This is a genomic window from Xanthomonas prunicola, from assembly GCF_025266575.1.
In the GTDB taxonomy this organism is placed as follows: Bacteria; Pseudomonadota; Gammaproteobacteria; order Xanthomonadales; family Xanthomonadaceae; genus Xanthomonas; species Xanthomonas prunicola.
In genome coordinates, this window is the sequence record NZ_CP096142.1 from 3,559,519 (window position 1) to 3,580,773 (window position 21,255).

At 63.9% G+C, this 21,255-nt stretch carries 17 protein-coding genes and 2 other RNA genes; 8 read left to right on the top strand and 11 right to left on the bottom strand.

Going from position 1 to position 21,255, the window contains the following annotated elements; genetic code table 11:
• Positions 1 to 9 precede the first annotated feature (9 nt).
• Positions 10 to 85: non-coding RNA, sX9 sRNA (locus M0D43_RS15305), on the top strand.
• A gap of 53 nt (positions 86 to 138) precedes the next feature.
• On the opposite strand, the gene M0D43_RS15310 is transcribed toward M0D43_RS15305, so the two are convergent.
• Positions 139 to 2,055, bottom strand: coding sequence for an alpha-amylase family glycosyl hydrolase (locus M0D43_RS15310; protein ID WP_252162086.1), 1,917 nt, complete (start codon positions 2,053 to 2,055; stop codon positions 139 to 141).
• 34 nt (positions 2,056 to 2,089) lie between these two features.
• The gene (locus M0D43_RS15315; RefSeq protein ID WP_260807343.1) at positions 2,090 to 4,534 is read right to left on the bottom strand and encodes a TonB-dependent receptor domain-containing protein; all 2,445 of its coding nucleotides are present in this window, start codon (positions 4,532 to 4,534) and stop codon (positions 2,090 to 2,092) included.
• 269 nt (positions 4,535 to 4,803) lie between these two features.
• On the opposite strand from M0D43_RS15315, the gene M0D43_RS15320 reads away from it, so the two are divergent.
• Complete coding sequence (locus M0D43_RS15320) at positions 4,804 to 6,123, top strand: MFS transporter (protein WP_252162088.1); 1,320 nt, start codon at positions 4,804 to 4,806, stop codon at positions 6,121 to 6,123.
• A gap of 149 nt (positions 6,124 to 6,272) precedes the next feature.
• Here the strand turns inward: M0D43_RS15320 and M0D43_RS15325 are convergent, their stop codons facing one another.
• From M0D43_RS15325 to M0D43_RS15340, 4 genes are all read right to left on the bottom strand, one after another.
• Entirely contained in the window at positions 6,273 to 7,304 is a 1,032-nt protein-coding gene (locus tag M0D43_RS15325) for a LacI family DNA-binding transcriptional regulator (RefSeq protein ID WP_252162089.1), read from the bottom strand.
• A 254-nt stretch (positions 7,305 to 7,558) separates the two neighbouring features.
• Positions 7,559 to 8,299, bottom strand: a complete 741-nt coding sequence (gene phbB / locus M0D43_RS15330; RefSeq protein ID WP_252162090.1) for an acetoacetyl-CoA reductase — start codon at positions 8,297 to 8,299, stop codon at positions 7,559 to 7,561.
• A 118-nt stretch (positions 8,300 to 8,417) separates the two neighbouring features.
• Positions 8,418 to 9,746, bottom strand: a complete 1,329-nt coding sequence (locus M0D43_RS15335) for a CitMHS family transporter (protein ID WP_252162091.1) — start codon at positions 9,744 to 9,746, stop codon at positions 8,418 to 8,420.
• A gap of 204 nt (positions 9,747 to 9,950) precedes the next feature.
• Positions 9,951 to 11,144, bottom strand: a complete 1,194-nt coding sequence (locus M0D43_RS15340; protein ID WP_252162092.1) for an OprO/OprP family phosphate-selective porin — start codon at positions 11,142 to 11,144, stop codon at positions 9,951 to 9,953.
• 265 nt (positions 11,145 to 11,409) lie between these two features.
• Here M0D43_RS15340 and M0D43_RS15345 point away from each other — a divergent pair, with 265 nt between their 5' ends.
• From M0D43_RS15345 to M0D43_RS15365, 5 genes are all read left to right on the top strand, one after another.
• The gene (locus M0D43_RS15345; protein WP_252162093.1) at positions 11,410 to 12,111 is read left to right on the top strand and encodes a response regulator transcription factor; all 702 of its coding nucleotides are present in this window, start codon (positions 11,410 to 11,412) and stop codon (positions 12,109 to 12,111) included.
• Positions 12,104 to 13,489, top strand: a complete 1,386-nt coding sequence (locus tag M0D43_RS15350; protein WP_252162094.1) for a sensor histidine kinase — start codon at positions 12,104 to 12,106, stop codon at positions 13,487 to 13,489. The genes M0D43_RS15345 and M0D43_RS15350 overlap by 8 nt, the downstream gene beginning before the upstream one ends.
• Positions 13,489 to 14,538: an ABC transporter substrate-binding protein gene (locus tag M0D43_RS15355; RefSeq protein ID WP_252165083.1), complete on the top strand. Its 1,050-nt coding sequence runs from the start codon at positions 13,489 to 13,491 to the stop codon at positions 14,536 to 14,538. The genes M0D43_RS15350 and M0D43_RS15355 overlap by 1 nt, the downstream gene beginning before the upstream one ends.
• Before the next feature lie 305 nt (positions 14,539 to 14,843).
• On the top strand, positions 14,844 to 15,482 hold the full coding sequence (locus M0D43_RS15360; RefSeq protein ID WP_010365497.1) for a response regulator transcription factor: 639 nt from the start codon (positions 14,844 to 14,846) through the stop codon (positions 15,480 to 15,482).
• Between the two features lie 184 nt (positions 15,483 to 15,666).
• Positions 15,667 to 15,743: non-coding RNA, sX9 sRNA (locus M0D43_RS15365), on the top strand.
• A 13-nt stretch (positions 15,744 to 15,756) separates the two neighbouring features.
• Here the strand turns inward: M0D43_RS15365 and M0D43_RS15370 are convergent.
• The 3 genes from M0D43_RS15370 to M0D43_RS15380 are packed head-to-tail and all read right to left on the bottom strand — an operon-like array spanning position 15,757 to position 17,769.
• Positions 15,757 to 16,125, bottom strand: coding sequence for an Atu4866 domain-containing protein (locus M0D43_RS15370; RefSeq protein ID WP_252165084.1), 369 nt, complete (start codon positions 16,123 to 16,125; stop codon positions 15,757 to 15,759).
• An 11-nt stretch (positions 16,126 to 16,136) separates the two neighbouring features.
• Positions 16,137 to 16,682, bottom strand: coding sequence for a nuclear transport factor 2 family protein (locus M0D43_RS15375; protein ID WP_252162095.1), 546 nt, complete (start codon positions 16,680 to 16,682; stop codon positions 16,137 to 16,139).
• 16 nt (positions 16,683 to 16,698) lie between these two features.
• Positions 16,699 to 17,769 (bottom strand): aldo/keto reductase, encoded by a 1,071-nt coding sequence (locus M0D43_RS15380; RefSeq protein ID WP_252162096.1) that lies wholly within the window; start codon positions 17,767 to 17,769, stop codon positions 16,699 to 16,701.
• Positions 17,770 to 18,076: 307 nt separating this feature from the next.
• Between M0D43_RS15380 and M0D43_RS15385 the strand changes: the two genes are divergently transcribed.
• On the top strand, positions 18,077 to 18,979 hold the full coding sequence (locus tag M0D43_RS15385) for a LysR family transcriptional regulator (protein ID WP_252162097.1): 903 nt from the start codon (positions 18,077 to 18,079) through the stop codon (positions 18,977 to 18,979).
• Here the strand turns inward: M0D43_RS15385 and M0D43_RS15390 are convergent.
• Positions 18,971 to 19,738, bottom strand: a complete 768-nt coding sequence (locus M0D43_RS15390; RefSeq protein WP_252162098.1) for a substrate-binding domain-containing protein — start codon at positions 19,736 to 19,738, stop codon at positions 18,971 to 18,973. The genes M0D43_RS15385 and M0D43_RS15390 overlap by 9 nt on opposite strands.
• A gap of 8 nt (positions 19,739 to 19,746) precedes the next feature.
• Positions 19,747 to 21,096 carry an MFS transporter gene (tcuC, locus tag M0D43_RS15395; protein WP_252165085.1) on the bottom strand — a complete coding sequence of 450 codons (1,350 nt, stop codon included), beginning with the start codon at positions 21,094 to 21,096 and terminating at the stop codon, positions 19,747 to 19,749.
• Positions 21,097 to 21,255: the final 159 nt, after the last annotated feature.

Genomic DNA, 21,255 nt, shown 5'->3' on the forward strand with positions numbered 1-21,255 from the left:
GGAATCGGCATGTACCACTCGTACGCTCCGGTTCCTGCGCGCCGTCCGCGCCCACCTGACGGCTGCTCGCTACGTTTTGTTAGCCGCTCTTACCAGACACCGCCGCAAATGACCGCCACCCAGCACCAGGTGCACGCATTAGGCACCGCGCTGCAACCAACGCACGCCGTAAGCCGGAAGCACAAGCGATACGCCATCACGCGATGCCGCGTTATCCGTATCATCGTCGATCGCCAACAGCGTCCATCCATCACCGATCGCCGCAAGCTCCACTTCAAGCGACTGATCGCTGAAGTTATGCACTGCAACAAAGCGGTCGCCACGCGTCAACGCGAACAGGCGGGGATCATCCAGCGCGACGCTGCCCAGTGCCTGGTCTGCAGCCAACGCGGCTAACGCGGCACGCTGCTGGATCAACCCACGCAAACGGCGGTACACCGTGCCGCTCAGGCTCTGTGCATCGTGCCGTTGCGCGGCAAGCTGCCAATCCATCGCCGGCCGATGCAACCAACGGCCTTCATGCTGGCGATGGGGATCGTCGCGGTAGCCGGGGTCATTGACCATCGCCAATTCGTCGCCCATGTAGATCAGCGGCACACCTGGCATGGCAAGCGCGATGGCATACAGCAGCACCAGCCGATTCACCGCAACCGCCAACGCCGCAGCATCGCCTGCCTCCTGCGCGGCCTGGATGCCTGCCAGTGCCGCTGCCATGCCGTTGGTGCCATGCACGCCGTCGCCGCTGCTCTGGAAACTCTCGCCGCGCGCGTAGCTGCCCGGCACGTCATTGGCATAGAAACGTGCCACATGGCGCAGCGAAAACGGCGGTTGCGCCGCACTGCCCGAGGCTTCGTGCTGCAGCACATTCCAGCCGATATCGTCGTGGCAACGCACGTAACTCAGCCATGCACAATCACGCGGCAACGGCGGGCTGTGCGCAATGACGTTGTGCAGGATATCGCCGCGTTGCAATGCCAGTGCCGACCATCCGGCCGCCATCAACGTGCTGTGGTACGCCAGATGGCATTCATGGCCTTGGTCCGCGCCGTTGCCGAAATACGGCGGCAGTTGCGTCATTGGCACGATCGCCTCGGCCTTCATGACCACCGCCGGCGCGATGATATCGGTGACCGCGCGCAACGCCACCAGCAAGGTGTGCGCCTCGGGCTGGTTCATGCAATCGGTGCCGGTGCGCTTCCACAGATAGGCAGTGGAATCCAGGCGGAATGCTTCCACGCCCAGATTGGCCAGCCGCAACATCGCCAGCGCCATGTCGCCGAAGACGGCAGGATTGCTCCAGTTCAAATCCCATTGATACGGATAGAACGTGGTCCACATCCACTGCCCGGTATCGTCCACCCGGGTGAAGTTGCCGGGCGCAGTGTGCGGAAACACCTGCCCCAAGCTACGTTCGTACTGGTCGGGCAGGGTGCGGTCGGCAAAGTGATGGTAGTAATCGAGATAGCGTGCATCGCCGGCACGCGCCGCCTGTGCCCAGGCATGGTCGTCGGCGGTGTGGTTGAGTACGAAGTCGGCGCACAGGCTGATGTCAGCCTCGCGCAGGCGGCTGGTGAGTGCGACCAGATCGTCGTTGGTGCCCAGCGTGGGCTCCACTTGGCCGTAATCGCTCACCGCAAAGCCGCCATCATTGTCGCCGGCCCGCGCACGCAGGAAGGGCAGCAGATGCAGGTAACGCACCCCTAGTTCTTGCAGATACGGCACGCGCTCGGCCACGCCTTGCAGCGTGCCGGCAAAGCGGTCTGCGTAAGCACTGTAGCCGAGCATGTGCTGCGCACCGAACCAGCCGGCGTGTCGTGTGCTGTCGAGCGTTTGCAACGCTTGCGGGCGTTGCCGGGCAAGATCGCCCAGCGCGCCCAGCCACTGCGTCAACCACGTCGCATAGTCGGTACGCTGGCCATACAGCGTCTGCAAGGCAACCAGTAAACGTGGCGCGTGCTGGTCGTAGCGCGCCATCAGAATGGCGGCGCGTTGCGGATCCAGCGGCGCGGCGAAGGCCGCGCGCAGTGCAGTGGAATCGATCGGGGAGGTGCTCATTGGAAGCCGCCGGGCAGGACCCGGCGCGGGGTCCTTAGAAGTCGTAACGCAGGCTGATGCTGGTGGTGCGGCCGGCAATCGAACGCGCGCGGATGATGCCATTGGCCGGAATGGTCGCTTCTTCGGCTTCGGTCAGGCCAAAGGTGTTGAATAGGTTGTTGACGTTGAGTGCGACAGTGAGTGCATCGGTCACCCGATAGTCGCCGAACAGGTTGACCTGCGTATAGCCGGGCATCTTCAACTGATTGGAATCCTGCGTGTAGGCATCGGTGGTGCCGATCAGGTTCACGCCAAACTGGTAGTGATCGCCGCGATAGCTGGGCGTGAGCTGCCACACCACATCGGCCTGCCGACGCGGCACATTGCCGGTGTTTTCCGGGGTGATCTGGTCCCGCGCGATTTCTGCATCGGTCCAGGTCAGGCCACCGTTGACGGTGAAACCTTGGTAGCGGTAGCTGGCTTCCAGCTCCACACCATGCGCTTGGTAGCTGCGGTTGAAGAAACGCTGGCTGGTGATTTCGAAGTTTTGTTCCTGGGTGCGTGCAGAGAACGCGGTGGCGAACAGGCTCAGCCCGTCGCGGCGCCACTTCAGGCCGGCTTCGGCCTGGCGCACCACGTTGACGCCTTCATCGGAAGACACCGACCCATCGTCGCGGACCACGCCGAACAACAATCGGTCTGCGTTGGCGCGTGCGCCGCGGCTGATGCGTGCAAAGGCACCCAGGTCGTCGTTGATCAAGTAATTGCCGCCCAGCGAGTACGACAAGTAGTTCCAGTCGTAGTTCACCGGGCGCGAGTTGGCGGTGTCGACGGTGGCCACGCGTTGCTCCACCGGCTGGATCACACCATCGCCGTTGACGTCCAGGTTCTGCGCGATGGCAGTGCCGTTGTAGCTGCCGCGCGCATCGCCCATGTCGTAACGCAGGCTGCCGTCGACGCTGAACTTGCCGCTGTCGAACGTCAACGCAACATAGGGAGCGTTGACGTCGTAACGCACGTCGTAGCTGCGGGTGACGCAGCAGTCGCCCCAGAACGGCGTGCCGTAGGCGTACAGGCCGCCACGCGACAGCGACACGCCGTTGGCGTCGACGACATTGAGCAGGCGGGAGTTGCGGCCCAGGCTCTGCACGTACGAATCCCAGGTCCAGTCCATGCCGATGGTCTGGCGCGAGGTGTAATAGCCCATGCGCAGATTCAACGTGCGGCCATCGCCACCGAATTCGCGCGAGACGCTCAGGTCGTTGACCACGTTGCCCAGGTCGTTGATCGCCACGTTGAACAAGTGCGTGCGCACGGCCAATCCGGAGTAGGCCTGGCCAACCTGCGGGCCGGTCGCCTGGATCAGTTGCGCACCGCTGCCACCAATGGCGGCCGCCAACGTCGCAGCATCGCTGACTTCAACAGGGAAGGGGCTGACGAAGCGGCCACTGTTGTCGGCGATGCGGAATTTATCGCTCAGGTTCCAGCCATTGCCCAGGTCGAACCAGGCTTCGGCGCCCAGCGTGCGCGAGATAGGATGCATGCCATCGCTGAGGTTGGTGCTGCGTGGCCCGTTGTTGCCGTCCAGGCCGATGTCGCTGCGGAAATTCGGGCTGTACAAGGTGTCGCGGCCTGGATCGAAACCGGGCAGGCGGCCCAGGTCGGGGGAGCCGTCGCTGCCGCGCACCGAGGTTGGCACTGGCAGGTAGCCGGCGGCGCGGTCGTTGAGGTACTTGCCGTAAAGGCGGACATACCCATTGTCGAACAGTCGGGTCAAGTTAGCCTTGAGCTGGCCGCCCTTATCGGTGCCGTAGCCGGCGTCGCGAATGCCGTCGCCCTGGCGAAAGAAGCCGCCGATATTGAACTGCCACTGCTCGGCGAACGGTGCGCCGTAATCGAAATCGATGCGGGTGCTGTCGTAGTCCAGACCGCGGCTCACGCCGACGCTGCCGCCTGCAGTGTCACCGGTCTTGCTGATGAAGTTGATGATGCCGCCGGGCGCATTGCTGGTGAAGGTGGACGCCGAACCGCCGCGGATGGCTTCGATGCGGTCCAGGGTGAAATCCGAGCGCAGGAAAATGTCGGAGTTGCCGAAGGCGATATCGCCGAACTCCATGACCGGCAGGCCGTCTTCCTGCAGCTGCAGGAACTTGGCGCCACCGGAAGCCACCGGCAAGCCGCGCACGGCGATGTTGGCATTGCCTTCGCCACCGCTGGATTCGGAGCGAATGCCGGGAATGTTGCGGAAGATTTCTGCGGTACTGCGTGGCGCCGATTGTTCGATCGCCTCGGCGCCGACGGTGCTGACCGAGACGCTGGATTTCAGTTTGGTGGTGGCGGTGGAGGTACCGGTGACGAACACCGAATCCAGGTTGACCGCGGCGCTGTCGGCAGCCCGTGCAGCAGCGGCGGTGTCCTGGGCCAGCGCGGCAGGCGCGCACAGGCAGGAAACGACCGCACAGGCCAGGGCATGCAGGCGCAGGGTGTGCAAGGTGGACATTGCGATTCTCTCTCTCTCACGGATGGTGGTGTGCCGACGCCTGCATCGTCCCCTCCCAGGGAGTGGCCGTGTGGCCTGCAGTGCGAGCGCAGTAATACGCTGCACTACAATCGATTGCAATCTTGCAGTGCAGCATGCGGACCGAGCGAATAAGGCAGAGATTTAAAGTGCGGCGATGTGTTGCGGCGCAGCGTTACAATCGATTGCAATGACGGCAGGGTACAGTGCGCTGCGGCCACTGGGAGCCGCACCGATGCCCAGGGCTCTGCATGTCGTCGACCGTTTCTCCGCTCTCTTTCGCGCGCATCCTGGCGCTCAATGCCGGATTTTTCGGCGTGCAGTACAGCTTTGGGCTGCAGCAGAGCAACATGAGCCCGATCTACAACTATCTGGGCGCCGACCACGCCAACCTGCCGTACCTGTGGCTGGCCGGGCCGATCACCGGCCTGGTGCTGCAGCCGTTCGTGGGAGCCTGGAGCGACCGCTCGGTCACGCGTTGGGGCCGGCGCATGCCGTACATGGTGCTGGGCGCGCTGGTATGCAGCCTGTGCCTGCTGGCGATGCCGTTCAGTACCGCGCTGTGGATGGCGGTGTGCCTGCTGTGGATGCTGGATGCAGCCAACAACGTGGCCATGGAGCCTTACCGTGCGCTGGTGAGCGACGTGCTGGCACCGCCGCAGCGGCCGCTTGGCTATCTCACCCAAAGCGCGTTTACGGGCTTGGCGCAGACGTTGGCCTACCTCACACCACCGCTGCTGGTATGGATGGGCATGAATCAGGACGCCGCCAACGCGCACCATATTCCCTACGTCACCATCGCCGCGTTCGTGATCGGCGCGGGTTTTTCCGCTGCATCGATTCTGCTCACGGCGCGCAGTGTGCGCGAGCCGGCGATCCCGCCAGCGGAGATCGCACGCATGCGCCAGGCCGGCGCTGGCCTGGGAGCAACCGTGCGCGAAATCGGCAGCGCGTTGCGCCAGATGCCACCGACCATGCGCCAGTTGGCGCCGGTGATGCTGTTCCAGTGGTACGGGATCTTTTGCTATTGGCAGTACATCGTGCTGTCGCTGTCGACCACGTTGTTCGGCACCACCGATGCCACCTCGCATGGCTTCCGCGAGGCCGGCCTGGTCAATGGGCAGATCGGAGGTTTCTACAATTTCGTTGCGTTTCTGGCGGCATTTGCGATGGTACCGGTGGTGCGTCGCTTCGGCCCCAAGTACACGCATGCGGCCTGCCTGGTCGCCGCCGGCATCGGCATGTGGCTGCTGCCGGGGATCGAGAACCGCTGGCTGATGTTGCTGCCGATGACCGGCATCGGCCTGGCCTGGGCCAGCATGATGGGTAATCCCTACCTGATGCTGGCCGACAGTATCCCGCCCGAGCGCACTGGTGTGTACATGGGCTTGTTCAACCTGTTCATTGTGTTGCCGATGCTGATCCAGATCGTCACCTTGCCGCTGTATTACGAACGCCTGCTGCACGGCGACCCGCGCAACGTGATCCGCCTGGCCGGCGCGCTGATGCTGGCAGCCGCAGTGGCGATGCTATGCGTGCGCTTGCGTAGGCTGAAGGCAGTGGTGGCCTAGTCACCACGCATGCGTTGCTGCGAACCAGGTGCCGTCGAGTGCTGTAGCGACAACGCTTAGTTGCGAGCAATTGCGCTCAGCTCGCCATCACGCACGCTCTTACGATTCCCGATTCCCGATTCCCGATTCCCGATTCCCGATTCCCCGCTTCACGCCGACTCGCGCACCACCAGCTTCACCGGCATCTGAACCGATTGCACCGTCTCGCCGGCAATCAGCGCCAGCAGGCGGTCCACCAGGAGCCGCGCGGCCAGACCCAGATCTTGCTGCACGGTGGTCAATGGCGGCTGGCTGTAGGCAGCCAGCGGGATATCGTCGAAGCCCACCAGCGAGATGTCCTGCGGTACGCGGTGGCCGGCCTCGACCAGTGCGCGGATCGCGCCAACGGCGATCACGTCCGAGGCAGCGAACAAGCCATCGGGCGGATCGGCCTTCTTGAGCATCGCGCGGGTGAGGCGGTAAGCATCTTCGCTGACGAAATGGCTGCGCGCGTGCAGCCGCGTATCGAATTCCAGCCCGTGCCGTTCCAGCGCGTGGCGGTAGCCGGCAAACCGCGGCGCCACCTCGGGCAACTGGTCATCGCCCAGGAAGGCGATGCGCTGGCGGCCGCTGGCGATGAGATGTTCAGTCGCGAGCACGCCGCCCTGGAAATTGTCGCTGCCCACGCTGATGTACGACTGCCCATCGATCCGGCTGCCCCACACCGCCATCGGCAGGCCGTCGCGTGCGGCCGCATCCAGCGCGGCATGTTCGGAACTTTGCCCGAGCACGATGACGCCGTCGGAGCGGCTGCCGCGCGCAAGTTGTTCTACCCAGCCGTCCTGATGTCGGTCCAGTTTGGAGAGCAGCATGCTGTAGCCGCGCCCGGTGAGTTCTTCTGCCAGTAGCGCCAGCATGGTCATCAGGAATGGGTCCGAGAGCGGCTGATCCAGCGCATGCATCATCGGTACCGCCACGCTCACCGTGTTGGAGCGCTTGGCGCGCAGGCTGCGTGCCACCGGGTCGACCTGGTAGCCGGCATCGGCAGCAATCTGCTTGATGTAGGCACGCGTGCGCTCTGCCACGACCGGGCTGCCTGCCAGGGCACGCGACACGGTGGATTCGGAAACACCGGCCATGCGCGCGATATCGGCCATCTGCGGGCGGGTAGTGAGCGTGGTGCGTTCTGAAGGTTTGGCCATGGCAGCGCGCTGCGGAAAAGCCAGAGTGTAATCAGTTCGCACTAGAGGCGGGTTGTTCGCGCGGTGGCGGCCGCTTGCGCGCAGCTGCGCTGCGCCGCCGCGCAGCTGCGCGCGGGTGCTGCGGTTTGATGCGCGCCCTGGGTCGGCAGGCAGGCCGGCTGCGCAAGTCCGGCACGCGTTGATGCGCGCGTGACGTGGCATGCATGGCACATGACGTCACTGCATGGCAGCAATTGCGCAGCCGTGCTGGCAGCTCAGCCCATGTAGAGCCCGCCATTGACCGCGTAATCGGCTCCGGTGACATAGGCAGCCTCATCAGACGCAAGCCAGGCACACAGGCCGGCAACTTCGATGGGTTTGCCGAGCCGGCGCACCGGCACCGAGGTGGCCAGGCGATCGAGCACATCCGGGGGAAAGCTGCTGATCGAGGCGCTGGCGATATAGCCCGGCGAGATGGTGTTGACGGTGACCCCGCGCGAGGCGACCTCTTGCGCCAACGCGCGACTAAAGCCGTGCATCGCCGCCTTGGCAGTGGCGAAATTGATCTGCCCGATCTGGCCCTTGTGCGCGCTGACCGAGCCGATGTTGACGATGCGTCCCCAGCCGCGTGATGTCATGCCATCGACCACCTGCTTGGTGATGTTGAACAACGAATGCAGGTTGCTGGCGATCACCGCATTCCAATCGTCGCGTGTCATCTGCCGAAACAAGGTGTCGCGGCTGCCGCCGGCATTGTTCACCAGCACATCGATCTCGCCGACTTCGGCCTTGACCTTGGCGAACGCGGCGACGGTGGACTCCCAATCGGCAGCATTGCCTTCGGAGGCCACGAAATCGAAGCCCAGCTCGCGCTGCTCGCGCAACCACGCCGCCTTGCGCGGCGAATTGGGCCCGCAACCGGCAACCACGGTATGCCCGCTGCGCGCCAGCTTCTGGCAGATCGCGGTGCCGACACTGCCCATGCCACTGGTGACGTATGCGATGCGGAGAGTCATTGGGTGTAACTCCTTCGGAGTTGGGGATTCGGGATTGGGGATAACGGGATTTGCAACAGCGGGCATCGGTATTGGCTTTTGCGAATCTCCAATCCCGAATGCCAGATCCCGGAAGCTGTCAGCGCGCCAACGGAAACAAGCCAAACAACAATCCGCCGGCCAGCATCAACATCGAAATCAGCACCGCCCACTTGAGTGTGAAGCGTTGATGGTCGGCGAAGTCGACCTTGGCCAAACCGACCAGCAGATAGGTCGATGGCACCAAGGGGCTGAGCAGGTGCACCGGCTGGCCGGCGAGCGAAGCGCGGGCCATTTCCACCGGGGTGATGCCGTAGTGGCCTGCGGCTTCGGACAGGATCGGCAGCACGCCGAAATAGAATGCGTCGTTGGACATGAAGAACGTAAACGGCATGCTGACGATCGCCGTGATCACCGCCAGATAGGGGCCCCAGCTGTCGGGAATGACAGCCAGAAAACTGCGCGACATCGCTTCGACCATGCCGGTGTTGGACAAGATGCCGGTGAAGATACCCGCGGCGAAAATCAGCGATACCACCGACAACACGTTGCCGGCGTGATTGACCAAGCGGCGGCGCTGCTCGGCCAGATTCGGGTAATTGATCATCAGTGCCAGCGCGAAGCCGATCATGAACAACACCGGCATCGGCAGCACGCCCTTCACCAGCGCGCCCATCAAGGCCAACGTCAACAGCAGATTCACCCACAGCAACTTCGGCCGCTTCATGTCCTCGGTGTCTTCCACGCGCGGCAGGGCGTCGTTGTCTTCGGGGATGCTGGTGTCCAGCCAGTTGCCGTCGGCCGGCAGGCGCACCACGCCCAGGCGGCGCCGTTCGCGCATGCCCAGATACCAGGCCAGCGTGAGGATGCCGGCGATTGCCAACACCATGGCCGGCACCAACGGCACGAACACATCGGCAGGATCCACATGCAGCGCGGTCGCGGCGCGGGCGGTCGGGCCGCCCCACGGAGTCAGGTTCATCACGCCGCTGGACAGGATGGTCACGCAGGTCAGATTGAGCGCGTTCATGCCCAGGCGCCGGTACAGCGGCAACATCGCAGAGACGGTGATCATGTACGTGGTGGAGCCGTCGCCGTCGAGCGAGATCAGCAGCGCCAGGATCGCCGTGCCCATCACGATCTTGAGCGGGTCGCCCTTGACCAGACGCAGGATGCGGCCGACCAATGGGTCGAACAGCCCGGCATCGATCATGACCCCGAAATACAGGATGGCGAACATCAGCATCACGCCGGTGGGCGCGATTTTCTTGATGCCCTCAAGCATCATCTCGTTGATACCGGTGCCGAAGCCGCCCAGCAACGCGAACACGATCGGTACCGTGATCAGAGCCACCAGCGGCGACAGCCGCTTGCTCATGATCAAGTACATGAAGGTGATCACCATTCCGAAACCGAGCGCGGTCAGCATGCGGGCGAATCCTTTGAGGCGTACAGCAGGGGAGAGTGGAGCGCATCGCAACACAGGGTGTGCAGCGATGACCAGGCAGGCGTGCGGTTGCTACTGCACACACGCTACTTGGCGCAGGCAACGCGTTGCACGTGATTGCACCGGTGCGCGCTGCCGCTGTGCGCAGATCGATGTTTCTGACGACCGGTGCGATGCAGCTGCGCATCAGAAATCGTATTGAAAGCGGCCGGTGACCGCCCGCGTGTGATCGACCACTGCGTCGGAGAGACGATTTCGGTTGTGGCTGTCGATCAGGTTGAGCATCACGCGCAGGTTAGGTTTGAAATACCAGTTGCCGCCCAGCGTCCACGACTGCGTGCTGGCATTGATGAAGTCCGGTTGCCCATCCAGATGCTGGTCGCCACGCATGTAGTCGTAGCGCAGTGCCAGCTCGAACGCACCGGAGGGGCGGTTGGGCGTGGCAATGCGGCTGAAGCGGCCGGTCTTGCGGTCGTAACCGCGCGATTCGCCGGTGACGAACCAGCTGACCAACCCGTAGCTGGCCAGCACCTTGGCATGCTGCGCGCCGTCGTCGAGCAGGCCGCCACTGAATTCGCTCTGCCACGACCATGGGCCGAGCACTTCGGCATATTCCAGCGACCATTTGTCGAAATCGGTATCGCGGCCATCGGCAAAGCGCGCCAGGGTGATGCGGCTGTTGTCGGCCAGATCGTTTTCCGGACGCGGGCGGATCAGCAGCGATGCCGCGCCACCACTACCGGGATGCGAATAGCGCTCGTGCGCCAGCGACAGACCTAGGTGACGCAAGCGCGCCTCGCCCATGTCCGGTGCATAGGTCAGACGCGTACCGAGCGCACCGCCCTTGGTCGACGAATTGTCGATGCTTTCCAGGCTGTAGGCCGACGTGGACCAGGTCGCATCCGGGCGATTGGCCTGCCACGAAATGGCTTTGCGGTAGATCGGCGCCAGCGTGGTCGAAGCGTAGCCGCGTTCCAGGAACGGGCCGTAGTTGGAGCCGGTGCGATCGTCCAGCGAGAAGTACTGCTTGAACTGGCCAACGGTCAGCGTACCGGCCGAAAATTTCTTGGCGATATAGACATCGCGTGCCAGGATGCCGCGGCTACCGGCTTCGTACTGCAGGCCGGCGAAATCTGCCTCGGCCTTGTAATTGAACCCGTAGAACTTGCCGGACACATCCAGCCACACGCGGCGGAACTGGGTGTCGTTGCGTTCGGGCGCACCGCGGTCGTCATTGCCGAATACGGTGAAGTCCCAATGCACACGCCCGCCGATTTCGGCAGTGACCGGGCCGGCTTCATCGGCTGCATATGCCGTTGGTGCCAGGCAGATCGCCGCGCAGGCGCTGAAGGCACGCAGACGCAAAGTGTCTTTGCTCACAGACCCTCCCAGGGACATGTGTGAATCACGTTAGCGATGCACCGCACAACCGCCGCGGCGCGTTGGCAGCAGCCTATTCCCGGGAAGCTGTCATGGACCTGTCAGCACGCGGGAATGGAGAATCGGGAGTAGGGAATCGCAACAGCGGGATCGCGGCAGCGCAATTGCCGTGGCGGAGAAGCTTTTGTTCGTGAGGCCTGTTACCTTCCGGCCGCGGCCCAACGCCGTTGCGATTCCCCATTCCCCATTCACGATTCCCACCTCCATGCGCCTGCTCCTAGTCGAAGACAACGCCGATCTTGCCGATGCCATCGTGCGGCGCATGCGCCGTAGCGGGCATGCGGTGGATTGGCAGGCCGATGGGTTGGCGGCGGCGAGTGTGTTGCGGTATCAAAGCTTTGATCTGGTGGTACTGGATATCGGGTTGCCCAAGCTCGATGGGTTGCGGGTGTTGGCCGGCATGCGCGAGCGGGGCGACACCACGCCGGTGTTGATGTTGACCGCACGCGATGGCATCGAAGACCGCGTGCAGGCGCTGGATGTCGGTGCGGACGACTACCTGGGCAAGCCGTTCGACTTTCGCGAGTTCGAGGCGCGTTGCCGCGTGTTGCTGCGGCGTAATCGCGGCCAGGCCAGCGAGGTGGTGCAGATCGGCGGCTTCGTGTTCGACAACGCCGCGCACACGCTGATGCTGGACGGCGTGCCGATCGAGCTACCCAATCGCGAATATCGCCTGTTCGAAATCCTGATCGGTCGCCTCGGGCAAGTGGTCGGCAAGGACGAGATCGGCAACGGCTTGTTCGGCTTCGACGACGATGCCGGCCCCAATGCGATCGAGCTGTATGTCGGGCGGCTGCGACGCAAACTGGCCGCGGCACCGTTGCGCATCGTGACCGTGCGTGGCGCCGGCTACAAACTCGAACAAGCCGACCCACATGCACCGGTGGAGCCAGGCACCGATGGCTGAGCCGCTGACGGTGGCACCGTCGATCCGGCGCACCTTGCTGCTGTATCTAGGCAGCCTGTCGCTGCTGGGTGCGGTGGTGCTGTTCTTTGCCGCGCGCGACTACGGCGAGCGCGCTGCCAATCGCTCCTACGATCATCTGCTGGTGTCCTCGGCCTTGTCGATCATCGACAGCGTGGCGTTGGTCGGCGGCGATTGGCAGGTGGATTTGCCATACGCGGCGCTCGATCTGCTCGGCATGGCGCCGGAAGACCGCGTCTTCTATCGCGTGTTCGACGCGCAGGGCCGCACCATCACCGGCGAGGACACGCTGCCGCTGCCGCCGCGCTCGCCGCGCGACGAGCGGCCGCTGTTGTTCGATGCGCAGTACAGCGGCGAACCGGTGCGCTTTGCGGTGGTGATGCATCGGGTGGCGTCGGCGTCGGAGCAGGGTGAGGTACGCGTGCAGGTGGGCCAGACCCGGCGCGCACGCGATGCCGTGGCGCGCGATGTGGTGCTCAACGCCTTGGTCGCGATCGGGGTGCTGTCGCTGCTGGCACTGGGACTGGTGTGGTTGGGTGTGTACCGCGCGTTGCGGCCGTTGCAGCGCATCGAAGGCGATCTGTCGCGGCGCGAACCCTCCGACCTCAAACCGCTCAATGTGCCGGCACCGCAAGAAATGCAGTTGATGGTGACTGCCCTCAACCGTTTCATGGCGCGGCTATCGACCAGCAATGAAACCCTGCGCGCGTTCATGGCCGAGGCCGCGCACCAGATGCGCACGCCCTTGGCGGCCTTGCGTGCGCAGGCGCAGCTGGCGATGGACGACGACGACCCGCGCGAGATGCAACGCAGCCTGGTGGCGATCGAGCGCAATGCTAGCCACATGAGCCGGCTGCTCAACCAATTGCTCAGCGATGCCAGCGTGATCCATCGCTCCAACCTGCAGCGCTTTGCCACCGTGGACCTGGCCGAAGTGTTGCATCAGGCCCTGTACGAAGCGCTGCCGCGCAACGAGGGCGCGCCGCGCGTGCAACTGGCGATCGACCCGCAGCCGGCGCTGCTGCGTGGCGATGCCTTGCTATTGCGCGAGGCGCTGAAAAACCTGATCGACAATGCTTGCAAATATGGCGTCTGTGCACCGCTGCAAGTGGCGCTCACCAGCGACGGCAACCATCACGTGCTGACCATCGCCGATCACGGCCCAGGCATTCCGGCTGCCGAAGCCGAGCGCGTCTTCGAGCGTTTCGTCCGTGGGCCGGATGCGCCGGCCGGCGGCGCCGGGCTGGGCCTGGCCATCGTCAAGCGCGTGGTGGAAGCGCATGGCGGGCGGATCGATCTGGCCAACCGTATTGGCGGCGGCTTGATCGCGTCGCTGCATTTTCCCGGAGGAACTGCGTGATGCGTCTGATCTGGATGCTGGTATTGCTTCTAATCCATGGCATCGCCTGCGCAGAGCCCGGCGAGGTGCGTCGCTTCCCTGCACAGGGCCCCGTACGTGTGCAGTTGCGCGTGCAGGGCTCCACCGATCTGGAAGTCTTCGGTGCAGTCATTCAGGACTACCAACGTCTGCATCCCGGTACCGAGGTGATCTACGAAGACGTCATTGCCTGGGATATCTACGATCACTACGTGCACCCTGCCCGGAATGCGATCAAGGCAGACATGCTGATCAGCGCCAGCATGGATCTGCAGACCAAGCTGGTGAACGATGGCCACGCGCTGGCGCATCGGTCCGCACAGACCGAAGCATTGCCGGCATGGGCGCAATGGCGCCATGAAGTCTTCGGCATCAGCTACGAACCGGTTGCCATCGTCTACAACACCCGCAAGCTGGATGCCGCCCGCGTGCCGCACACGCGCCGGCAATTGCTGGCGTTGTTGCGCGCGCCCGATGCACCGCTGCGTGGCAAGGTGGGCACCTACGATGTCGAACGCAGCGGCGTGGGGTATCTGTTCGCCACCCAGGACGGGCAGGTGGGCAGCATCGCCGGTGCGTTGCTGGCTGCGTTGGGGGCCAACCGGGTTGCGTTGGAAGAGCGCACCGGCACCTTGCTCGACCGCGTCAGCCGTGGGGAGTTGCTGCTGGCCTACAACGTGCTCGGCTCCTACGCGCAGGCCCGCATCGATGCCGGCGCGCCGCTGGGCATCGTGCAGCCGCAGGACTACACGTTGGTGGCGCTACGCACCGCGGTGATCCCCAAGACTGCGCCGCATGCGCTGGAGGCGCGCAGATTTCTCGACTATCTGCTCTCGCCGCGCGGCCAGCAGGTGCTTTCGCGTGAGGCGCGGCTGATGCCGATCCTGCAGGCGGCCGGTGGCCGCGGCGGTTCGGCGCAACCACCGTTCCGCCCGATCCCGCTCGGCCCCGGTCTGCTGGTGTATCTGGACAAACTCAAACGCCGCCAGTTTCTGGATGCCTGGCGTGCGAGCACGCAGCCGCCGCGTTAGAGCGTGTTATGTACTTTGAGGTGAGTGCGAAGCGTCCTGTGGCGCGTCGAGACAAGGCGTGCGCTGCGGCCCAGGCTGGCCGCCTGGGCAAGGCGCGCAACGCGGTATCGGCGCGCCACAGGGCGCTTCCCTGAGGGTTGGCCGTCAGCGGCACGGAGCGCGCGCTGCGCGGCTTGCCTTGGCGCCAGCCAAGCCGGTGCCATGCAGCACCCGCTCCGCACCGCTGACGGCCAACGCATCTCATCTCAAAGTGCATAACACGCTAGGGCAAGGCATCGGCGGCGGCCATGTGCCAGACTTGGCGCATGGCCGATCTCACCATTCTCGTCGCCGACGACCACCCGCTGTTTCGCGCTGCCGTGATCCATGTGCTGCAGCAGACCTTGCCGCACGCCAATGTGGTGGAGGCTTCCAGCGCCGCCACCTTGAGCGCGATGTTGCGTTCGCACCCGCAGGCAGAGTTGGTGTTGCTGGATCTGGCCATGCCGGGCGCTCGCGGTTTTTCGGCGCTGTTGCATGTGCGTGGCGAGCACCCGGACATCCCGGTGGTGGTGATCTCCTCCAACGATCATCCGCGGGTGATCCGGCGTGCGCAGCAGTTTGGTGCGGCCGGTTTCATTCCCAAATCCACTCCGGCCGAATCGATCGGCACCGCAGTGGCGAGTGTCCTGGAGGGTGGTACCTGGTTCCCGCCAATGACCGCCGAGCGCTCCGAGGCGGATGCGCAACTGGCCTCCAAACTCGCTCAGCTCACGCCGCAACAGTTCCGTGTGTTGCTGAGCCTGGCCGATGGCCTGCTCAACAAGCAGATCGCACACGAACTGGGCCTGGCCGAGAACACCGTCAAGGTGCACGTGACCGCAATCCTGAAAAAGCTCGACTGCTACAGCCGCACCCAGGCTGCGGTATTGGTCAAGGCGCTGGAGCCGGAAGGCGAGGGTTGATCCAGGGTTGGAGCTATTGGTTGCTGTGCATTGCGGCCTGCAGCCCGCACCACACACAACGGATGCAGGTAGTAGGCCGCGCATTAAGAGCGGCTATCAATCCTGGCGAGCAGTATTTTTTAGAGCAGCCAACAAAACGGCTGCGCGCATCGCCAGGCGGGCGCGGCCGGTGCTCGGAATCGGCATGGACCGCTCGTACACTGCGGTTCTGAGCGCGCCGTCCCCGCCCACCTGACTACTGCTCGCTACATTTTGTTAGCCGCTCTTAGTCGCTCTACGCCGGCGGCTGCCGATAGAACACCATGCCGCCGTGATGCAGCTCGTCGTCGTTGACGAAGCGTCCATCGGCGGTGAATCCTGTGTCGTCCCAGTACGCGATGTGATTGCCGGTGATCGCGTAACGGCCTTGGTAGGCGCTTTGGCGTGTGCCGCGGGCTTCGTCGTAGCGGCCGTTCGGCAGTAGTTCCTGCCGAATCCGTCCGTCGCCGGTGACCCACATGCCGAGATAGGGATGCGCGTGCATGGGATGTCCTGGTTGCTGTGTCGATACGGTGCTAGGAGCGCTGGAGGGCTGCGCAGCTGCCACGGCCGGACAGGCGAGCGCCGAGCCTGCGCCAAGCGCCACCGCAACGGCGGCTTTCATCGGCATGTCGCTCATGGGCTGGCCCTGCGTTGCATTTGGCGGTAGCCACGCTGCAGCACGGCGTCGTAGGCGGGCAGGTCGAGGAACGCATTGACCTCGACCGCCTTGCCATCGCGCATCCGCATGATCCATGCGTAGCGATTGCGATAGCTGCCGCCATCGCGCAGCGTGGCGGCGCCTTCCCACTGCACGATGACGTGCTCGCCATCGGCCCAAACGCGTTGCTGCACTGGCCGCAGTGGCGCGGCCAGGCGCTCGGTCAGCGGCCGCACCGCGGTGTCGACCAACGCGTGGCGACCACGCAAGGTGCCGGCGCTCGGGCCGGAGCCTTCGATGGTCCACACCACGTCGGGCGACAGCAGTGTCTCGAAGATGCCGCTGCCGCCGGCCTGCCACTGCCCAAACGCCGCTTCGACAATACGCTTGTTGCAGGCGGGCACCGGTTGCTCTGCACAGGTGTCTGTGGATGCAGTGTCTTTCGATGTGGCGCCGGCGTTGCCTGTGAACGATGCGGCGACAAGCAGCGCTGCCGCCGCGATGGCTGAGAGTCTGGTCATGAGCGCTCCGAGGGAATCAGGTGCGCAGCTGCACGCGATGGGTGCCGTAGATCAACTGCTGCGCCATCGGCCTGCCCATGAAGCGTTCTGGGAAAATCGGCGGCACTGCGCTGACGGCATCCAGGCGCGCGATCTGGTCGTCGTTGAGCACGATCTCCAGCGCACCGAAGTTGTCTTCGGCCTGTTGCAACGTGCGTGCGCCCATCACCGGCGAAACCACGGCCGGGTTGCGCAGGGTCCAGGCCAGCGCCACCTGCGAGCGCGACGCGCCCAGTTCATCGGCGACCGCTCCGACCACCTCGGCAATCTCCAGCGAGCGCGCAGTGAGATGCCCGGTCGAGGCGATCACGCCCTTGCGGCTGCTCGACACCTCCGCCGCATTGTCGTCGGAGAGATCGGCGCGGCTGTACTTGCCAGTGAGGATGCCGCCACCCAGCGGCGACCACGGCAATACACCCAGGCCGAGTTCGCGCGCCATCGGCAGCAGCTCATGTTCGACGCTGCGCTCGACCAGGCTGTACTCGATCTGCAGCGCCACCAGCGGCGACCAGCCGCGCAGATCGGCCAGGGTCTGCAATTGCGCCACGCGCCAGGCCGGCGTATTGCAGATGCCCAGGTAAAGCACCTTGCCCGATTGCACCAGATGCTCCAGCCCACGCATCACTTCGTCCGGTGCGGTGGTGAAATCCCAGGCGTGCAAATACAGCAGATCGATCCGGTCGGTGGCGAGCTGGCGCAGGCTGGTTTCCACCGAGCGGATCAGGTTCAGGCGATGATTGCCGCCGGAATTGATATTGTCCGCATCGCGCGCCATGGTGAATTTGGTGGCCAGCACGAAGCGTTCGCGACGGTCTTTGATCAACTCGCCGAGGATGCGTTCGGAGCCGCCGTTGGTGTAGTTCACTGCAGTGTCGATGAAATTGCCGCCGCGATCGGCGTAGGCATCGAAGATGCGCTGGGCTTCGCCCGCATCGGCGCCCCAGCCCCATGCTTCACCGAAGGTCATGGTGCCCAGCGCCAGTGGGCAGACGCGCAGGCCGGAGCGGCCGAGCAGGCGGTAGTGGTCCAGTGAGCGTGGCTGATGCATGCGTGAGATCTCCCGTCAGTGGCGTGGTGCGTGTTGCCAGCCACTGTGCCGCGGCGCGGGAAGGGAGCGTGAGCCTGGTTATCCGGCATCCTTGCCTGATCGTCCGAATGGTCGATGCAGCGCCATCGCACAAGGCAGTGCCTTGCAGGGTATGGCGCTGCGTCGCGTTCGATGTCAGTGGCGGCGCTTGCCAATTCACACGCACGCAGGACACCCGCATGCAATGACACTCTCAGCGCCACACGCAGCGCAGCAGGCAAGGGTCTATGCTATTGCGACCGCCATCGACCACTGAAACTGCGGCATCGTGACCATCAAATTCGACCTCAACGATCTGCAGGCATTCCGTGCGGTTGCCGAGAACGGCAGCTTTCGCCGCGCTGCCGAACGTATTCGCATCACGCAGCCGGCGCTGAGTCGCAGGATCGACAAGCTCGAGTCGGCGTTGAACGTCAAGCTGTTCGAGCGCACCACGCGCAAGGTCTCGCTCACCACCGTCGGCCAGGCGTTCATGCCCCAGGTCGAGCGCATGCTCGACGATCTGGATATGGCGCTGATGAGCATCGGCGATTCAGGCTCCAGCAGGATGGGCACTGTGACTGTAGCCTGTGTGCCATCGGCGGCGTACTACTTCATGCCGCAGGCGATCCACGGGCTGCATCAGCTGTTTCCGAGAATCCGCATCAGGCTGTTCGATGGCAGTGCCAGTCACGTCAGTGCGGCAGTGGCCTCCGGCGAAGCGGATTTCGGCGTCAGCTTCAGTGGCAACTTGGCGCCGGAGGTCGAGTTCGAACCGTTGCTGCAAGAGCGCTATGTGATTGCCTGTCGCCAAGACCATCCCTTGTCCGGGCGCGCACAGGTTAGCTGGCAGGAAGCGTACGGTTACGACTACATCACGCTCGACAAGACATCGGGCAATCGTCTGGTGCTGGATCGGGCGCTGTCTGCATTCACGCCGGACAAGCCGAGCATCTGCGAGACCCGGCATGTCACCACGTTGCTGGGATTGGTGGAGGCCGGCGTCGGCATTGCCGCCGTGCCGTCGATCGCAATGCCGGCCGGCCCGCATCCGGTGCTGGCGACGGTGCCGCTGGTCGAGCCAGAGGTGTCGCGCAACGTGGGAATCCTCAAACGTCGCGGACGTACGCTGACACCTACCGCGCTGGAACTGGCGGAACTGGTGCGACGGATGCCCGCACGCTCAGGGTGAGACCGCGTCTAGACCAGTCACTCGCGCAACTGCCTGCGCATCACCCGACTGCAGGTACGCAAGCAGGCGCTTGGCCGCCTCCGGATGCTCCGCGTTGACCGGAACACCCGCCGCATAGCGCGTGATCGACTGCAGCGGTTCGGGAATCTTGCCGACAAAATCCACCCCTGCCACCGGAAGCAGTTCGGCCACCTGCTGAAAGCCGAGCTGATAGCTGCCATCGGCTACCACCGTGCCCACCGGGATGCGCGGGATCTTCTTGCTCTTGGCCATCATCGGGCCTTCGATATGCAACTGCTTGAACAGCGTGGTCTCGATGTAGACGCCGCTGGCGCTGTCGGAGTAGGCCACCGAATCGGCGTGCAGCAACGTCTGTTTGAAGTGGTCGACGTTGTCGATCTTCGGTTTGGGTGCACCGCTGCGCACCACCATGCCGATTCTGGAGTCGGCCAGTTCCACCCGCGATGCCGGGTCTACCAGGCCTGTGTCGATCAGCTTCTGCAGCGCGCTACCGACCATGATCACCACATCGGCATGCTCCCCGTGGGCGAGCCGGTTGGGAATCGCTTGTGGCGTCTCGCCCATTGAAGGACCGAGCAGCGTGGTGACCTTCACCCCGGTCTGCTTGGTGTATTGCGGGGCCAGGCGTTCAAAGGCGGCCGTGAAACCCCCGGAGGTCATCACGGTCAAGTCCTGCGCGCTTGCCGCTGTCGGCAACAGCGCCGTTGCAACAATCGCAGCCAGTATTTTTTTCCACATGGTCCGTATCATTTCGTGGCTCCCGCAGCAGCATCCAGGCCGGTCGCCGTCGCTGTGTTGCCTTGGCGGCGATATAAAAACAAGGTTGCCACCAGCGCGCACACCGACGCGAAGATCAGCCAGTAACCAGGCGCTGCCTTGTCGCCAGTGACATGGATCAGCCAGGTGGACATCACCGGCGTAAACCCGCCAAAGACTGCGGTGGCCAGGCTGTAGGCGAGCGAGAAGCCTGCCACTCGCACATGTGCCGGCATGAGTTCGGTGAGTGCGGGAATCATGGCGCCGTTGTAGATGCCATAGAGGAAGGACAGCCACAGCAGCGCCTGCAACATATGCGCAAAGCTCGGTGCGGCGGCAAGGAACGCGAGCACCGGGTAGGCAGTCAGGATGCACACCACCGACATGGTCACCAGCAGCGGCTTGCGACCGAAGCGGTCGCTGAGCGTGCCGCCGATGGGGAGCCAAATGAAATTGGACACGCCCACCAGCAGTGTCACGATCAACGCATCACCCGTGCTGAGTTTGAGCACGCTCTTGCCAAACGTCGGTGCGTACACGGTGATCAGATAGAACGCGGTCGTCGTCAGCGCGACCATCAAGCCGCCGGCGATCACGATGCTGGCATTGTTCGCCAGCCCACGCATCACCTGCTTCATCGTGACCGGCTGCCTGCGCTGCGCAAACTCCGCAGTCTCTTCCAGGCTTCGCCGCAGCAAGAAGATGAAAGGGATGATGACGCAACCGATGGCGAAGGGAATCCGCCAGCCCCATTGCGCCAGATCCTGCGGGGCCATGAGCTGATTGAGCGCAAACCCGATTGCAGCCGCAGCGACGATGGCAAGCTGCTGGCTGGCCGATTGCCAACTGGCATAGAAGCCGCGCCGACCCGGTGTCGCCATCTCAGCCAGATACACCGACACGCCGCCCATTTCGGCACCGGCCGAGAATCCTTGCAACAAGCGACCGAGCAGCACCAGTGCCGGGGCCCACAAACCAATGCTGGCGTAGCCTGGCACCAGCACGATCAGGACGGTACCGCTGGCCATGATCGCCAAGGTGACGATCAAGCCTTTGCGACGTCCGACATCGTCGATGTAGGCGCCCAGGATCACCGCACCCAACGGCCGCATCAAAAAGCCCGCACCAAACACGGCGAACGTCATCATCAACGAAGCGAATTCGTTGCTCGCCGGGAAGAACGCTGCGGCGATCTGCGTTGCGTAGAAACCGAATAGGAAAAAGTCGAACTGCTCGAGGAAGTTGCCCGAGGTCACCCTCAGCACCATCCCAAGTTTCGACTGCTGTTTTGCCTCAATGCGGGAAGTCTGCATCAATCGCCCTCCACGATAGGTATGCACGTACGTATGACATCTGAGGCAGCCGATTCTGGTCGAGATGGTCGATGTTGATAATTGCTGCTTTCGCATCGACTGATGTGGTTTGAACATCAGTCGATGCGAAAGCAGTGCTAGCGCTCAGTCGCCTTGCTACCGCGGGCACGGCGCAGGTGCCGGCTG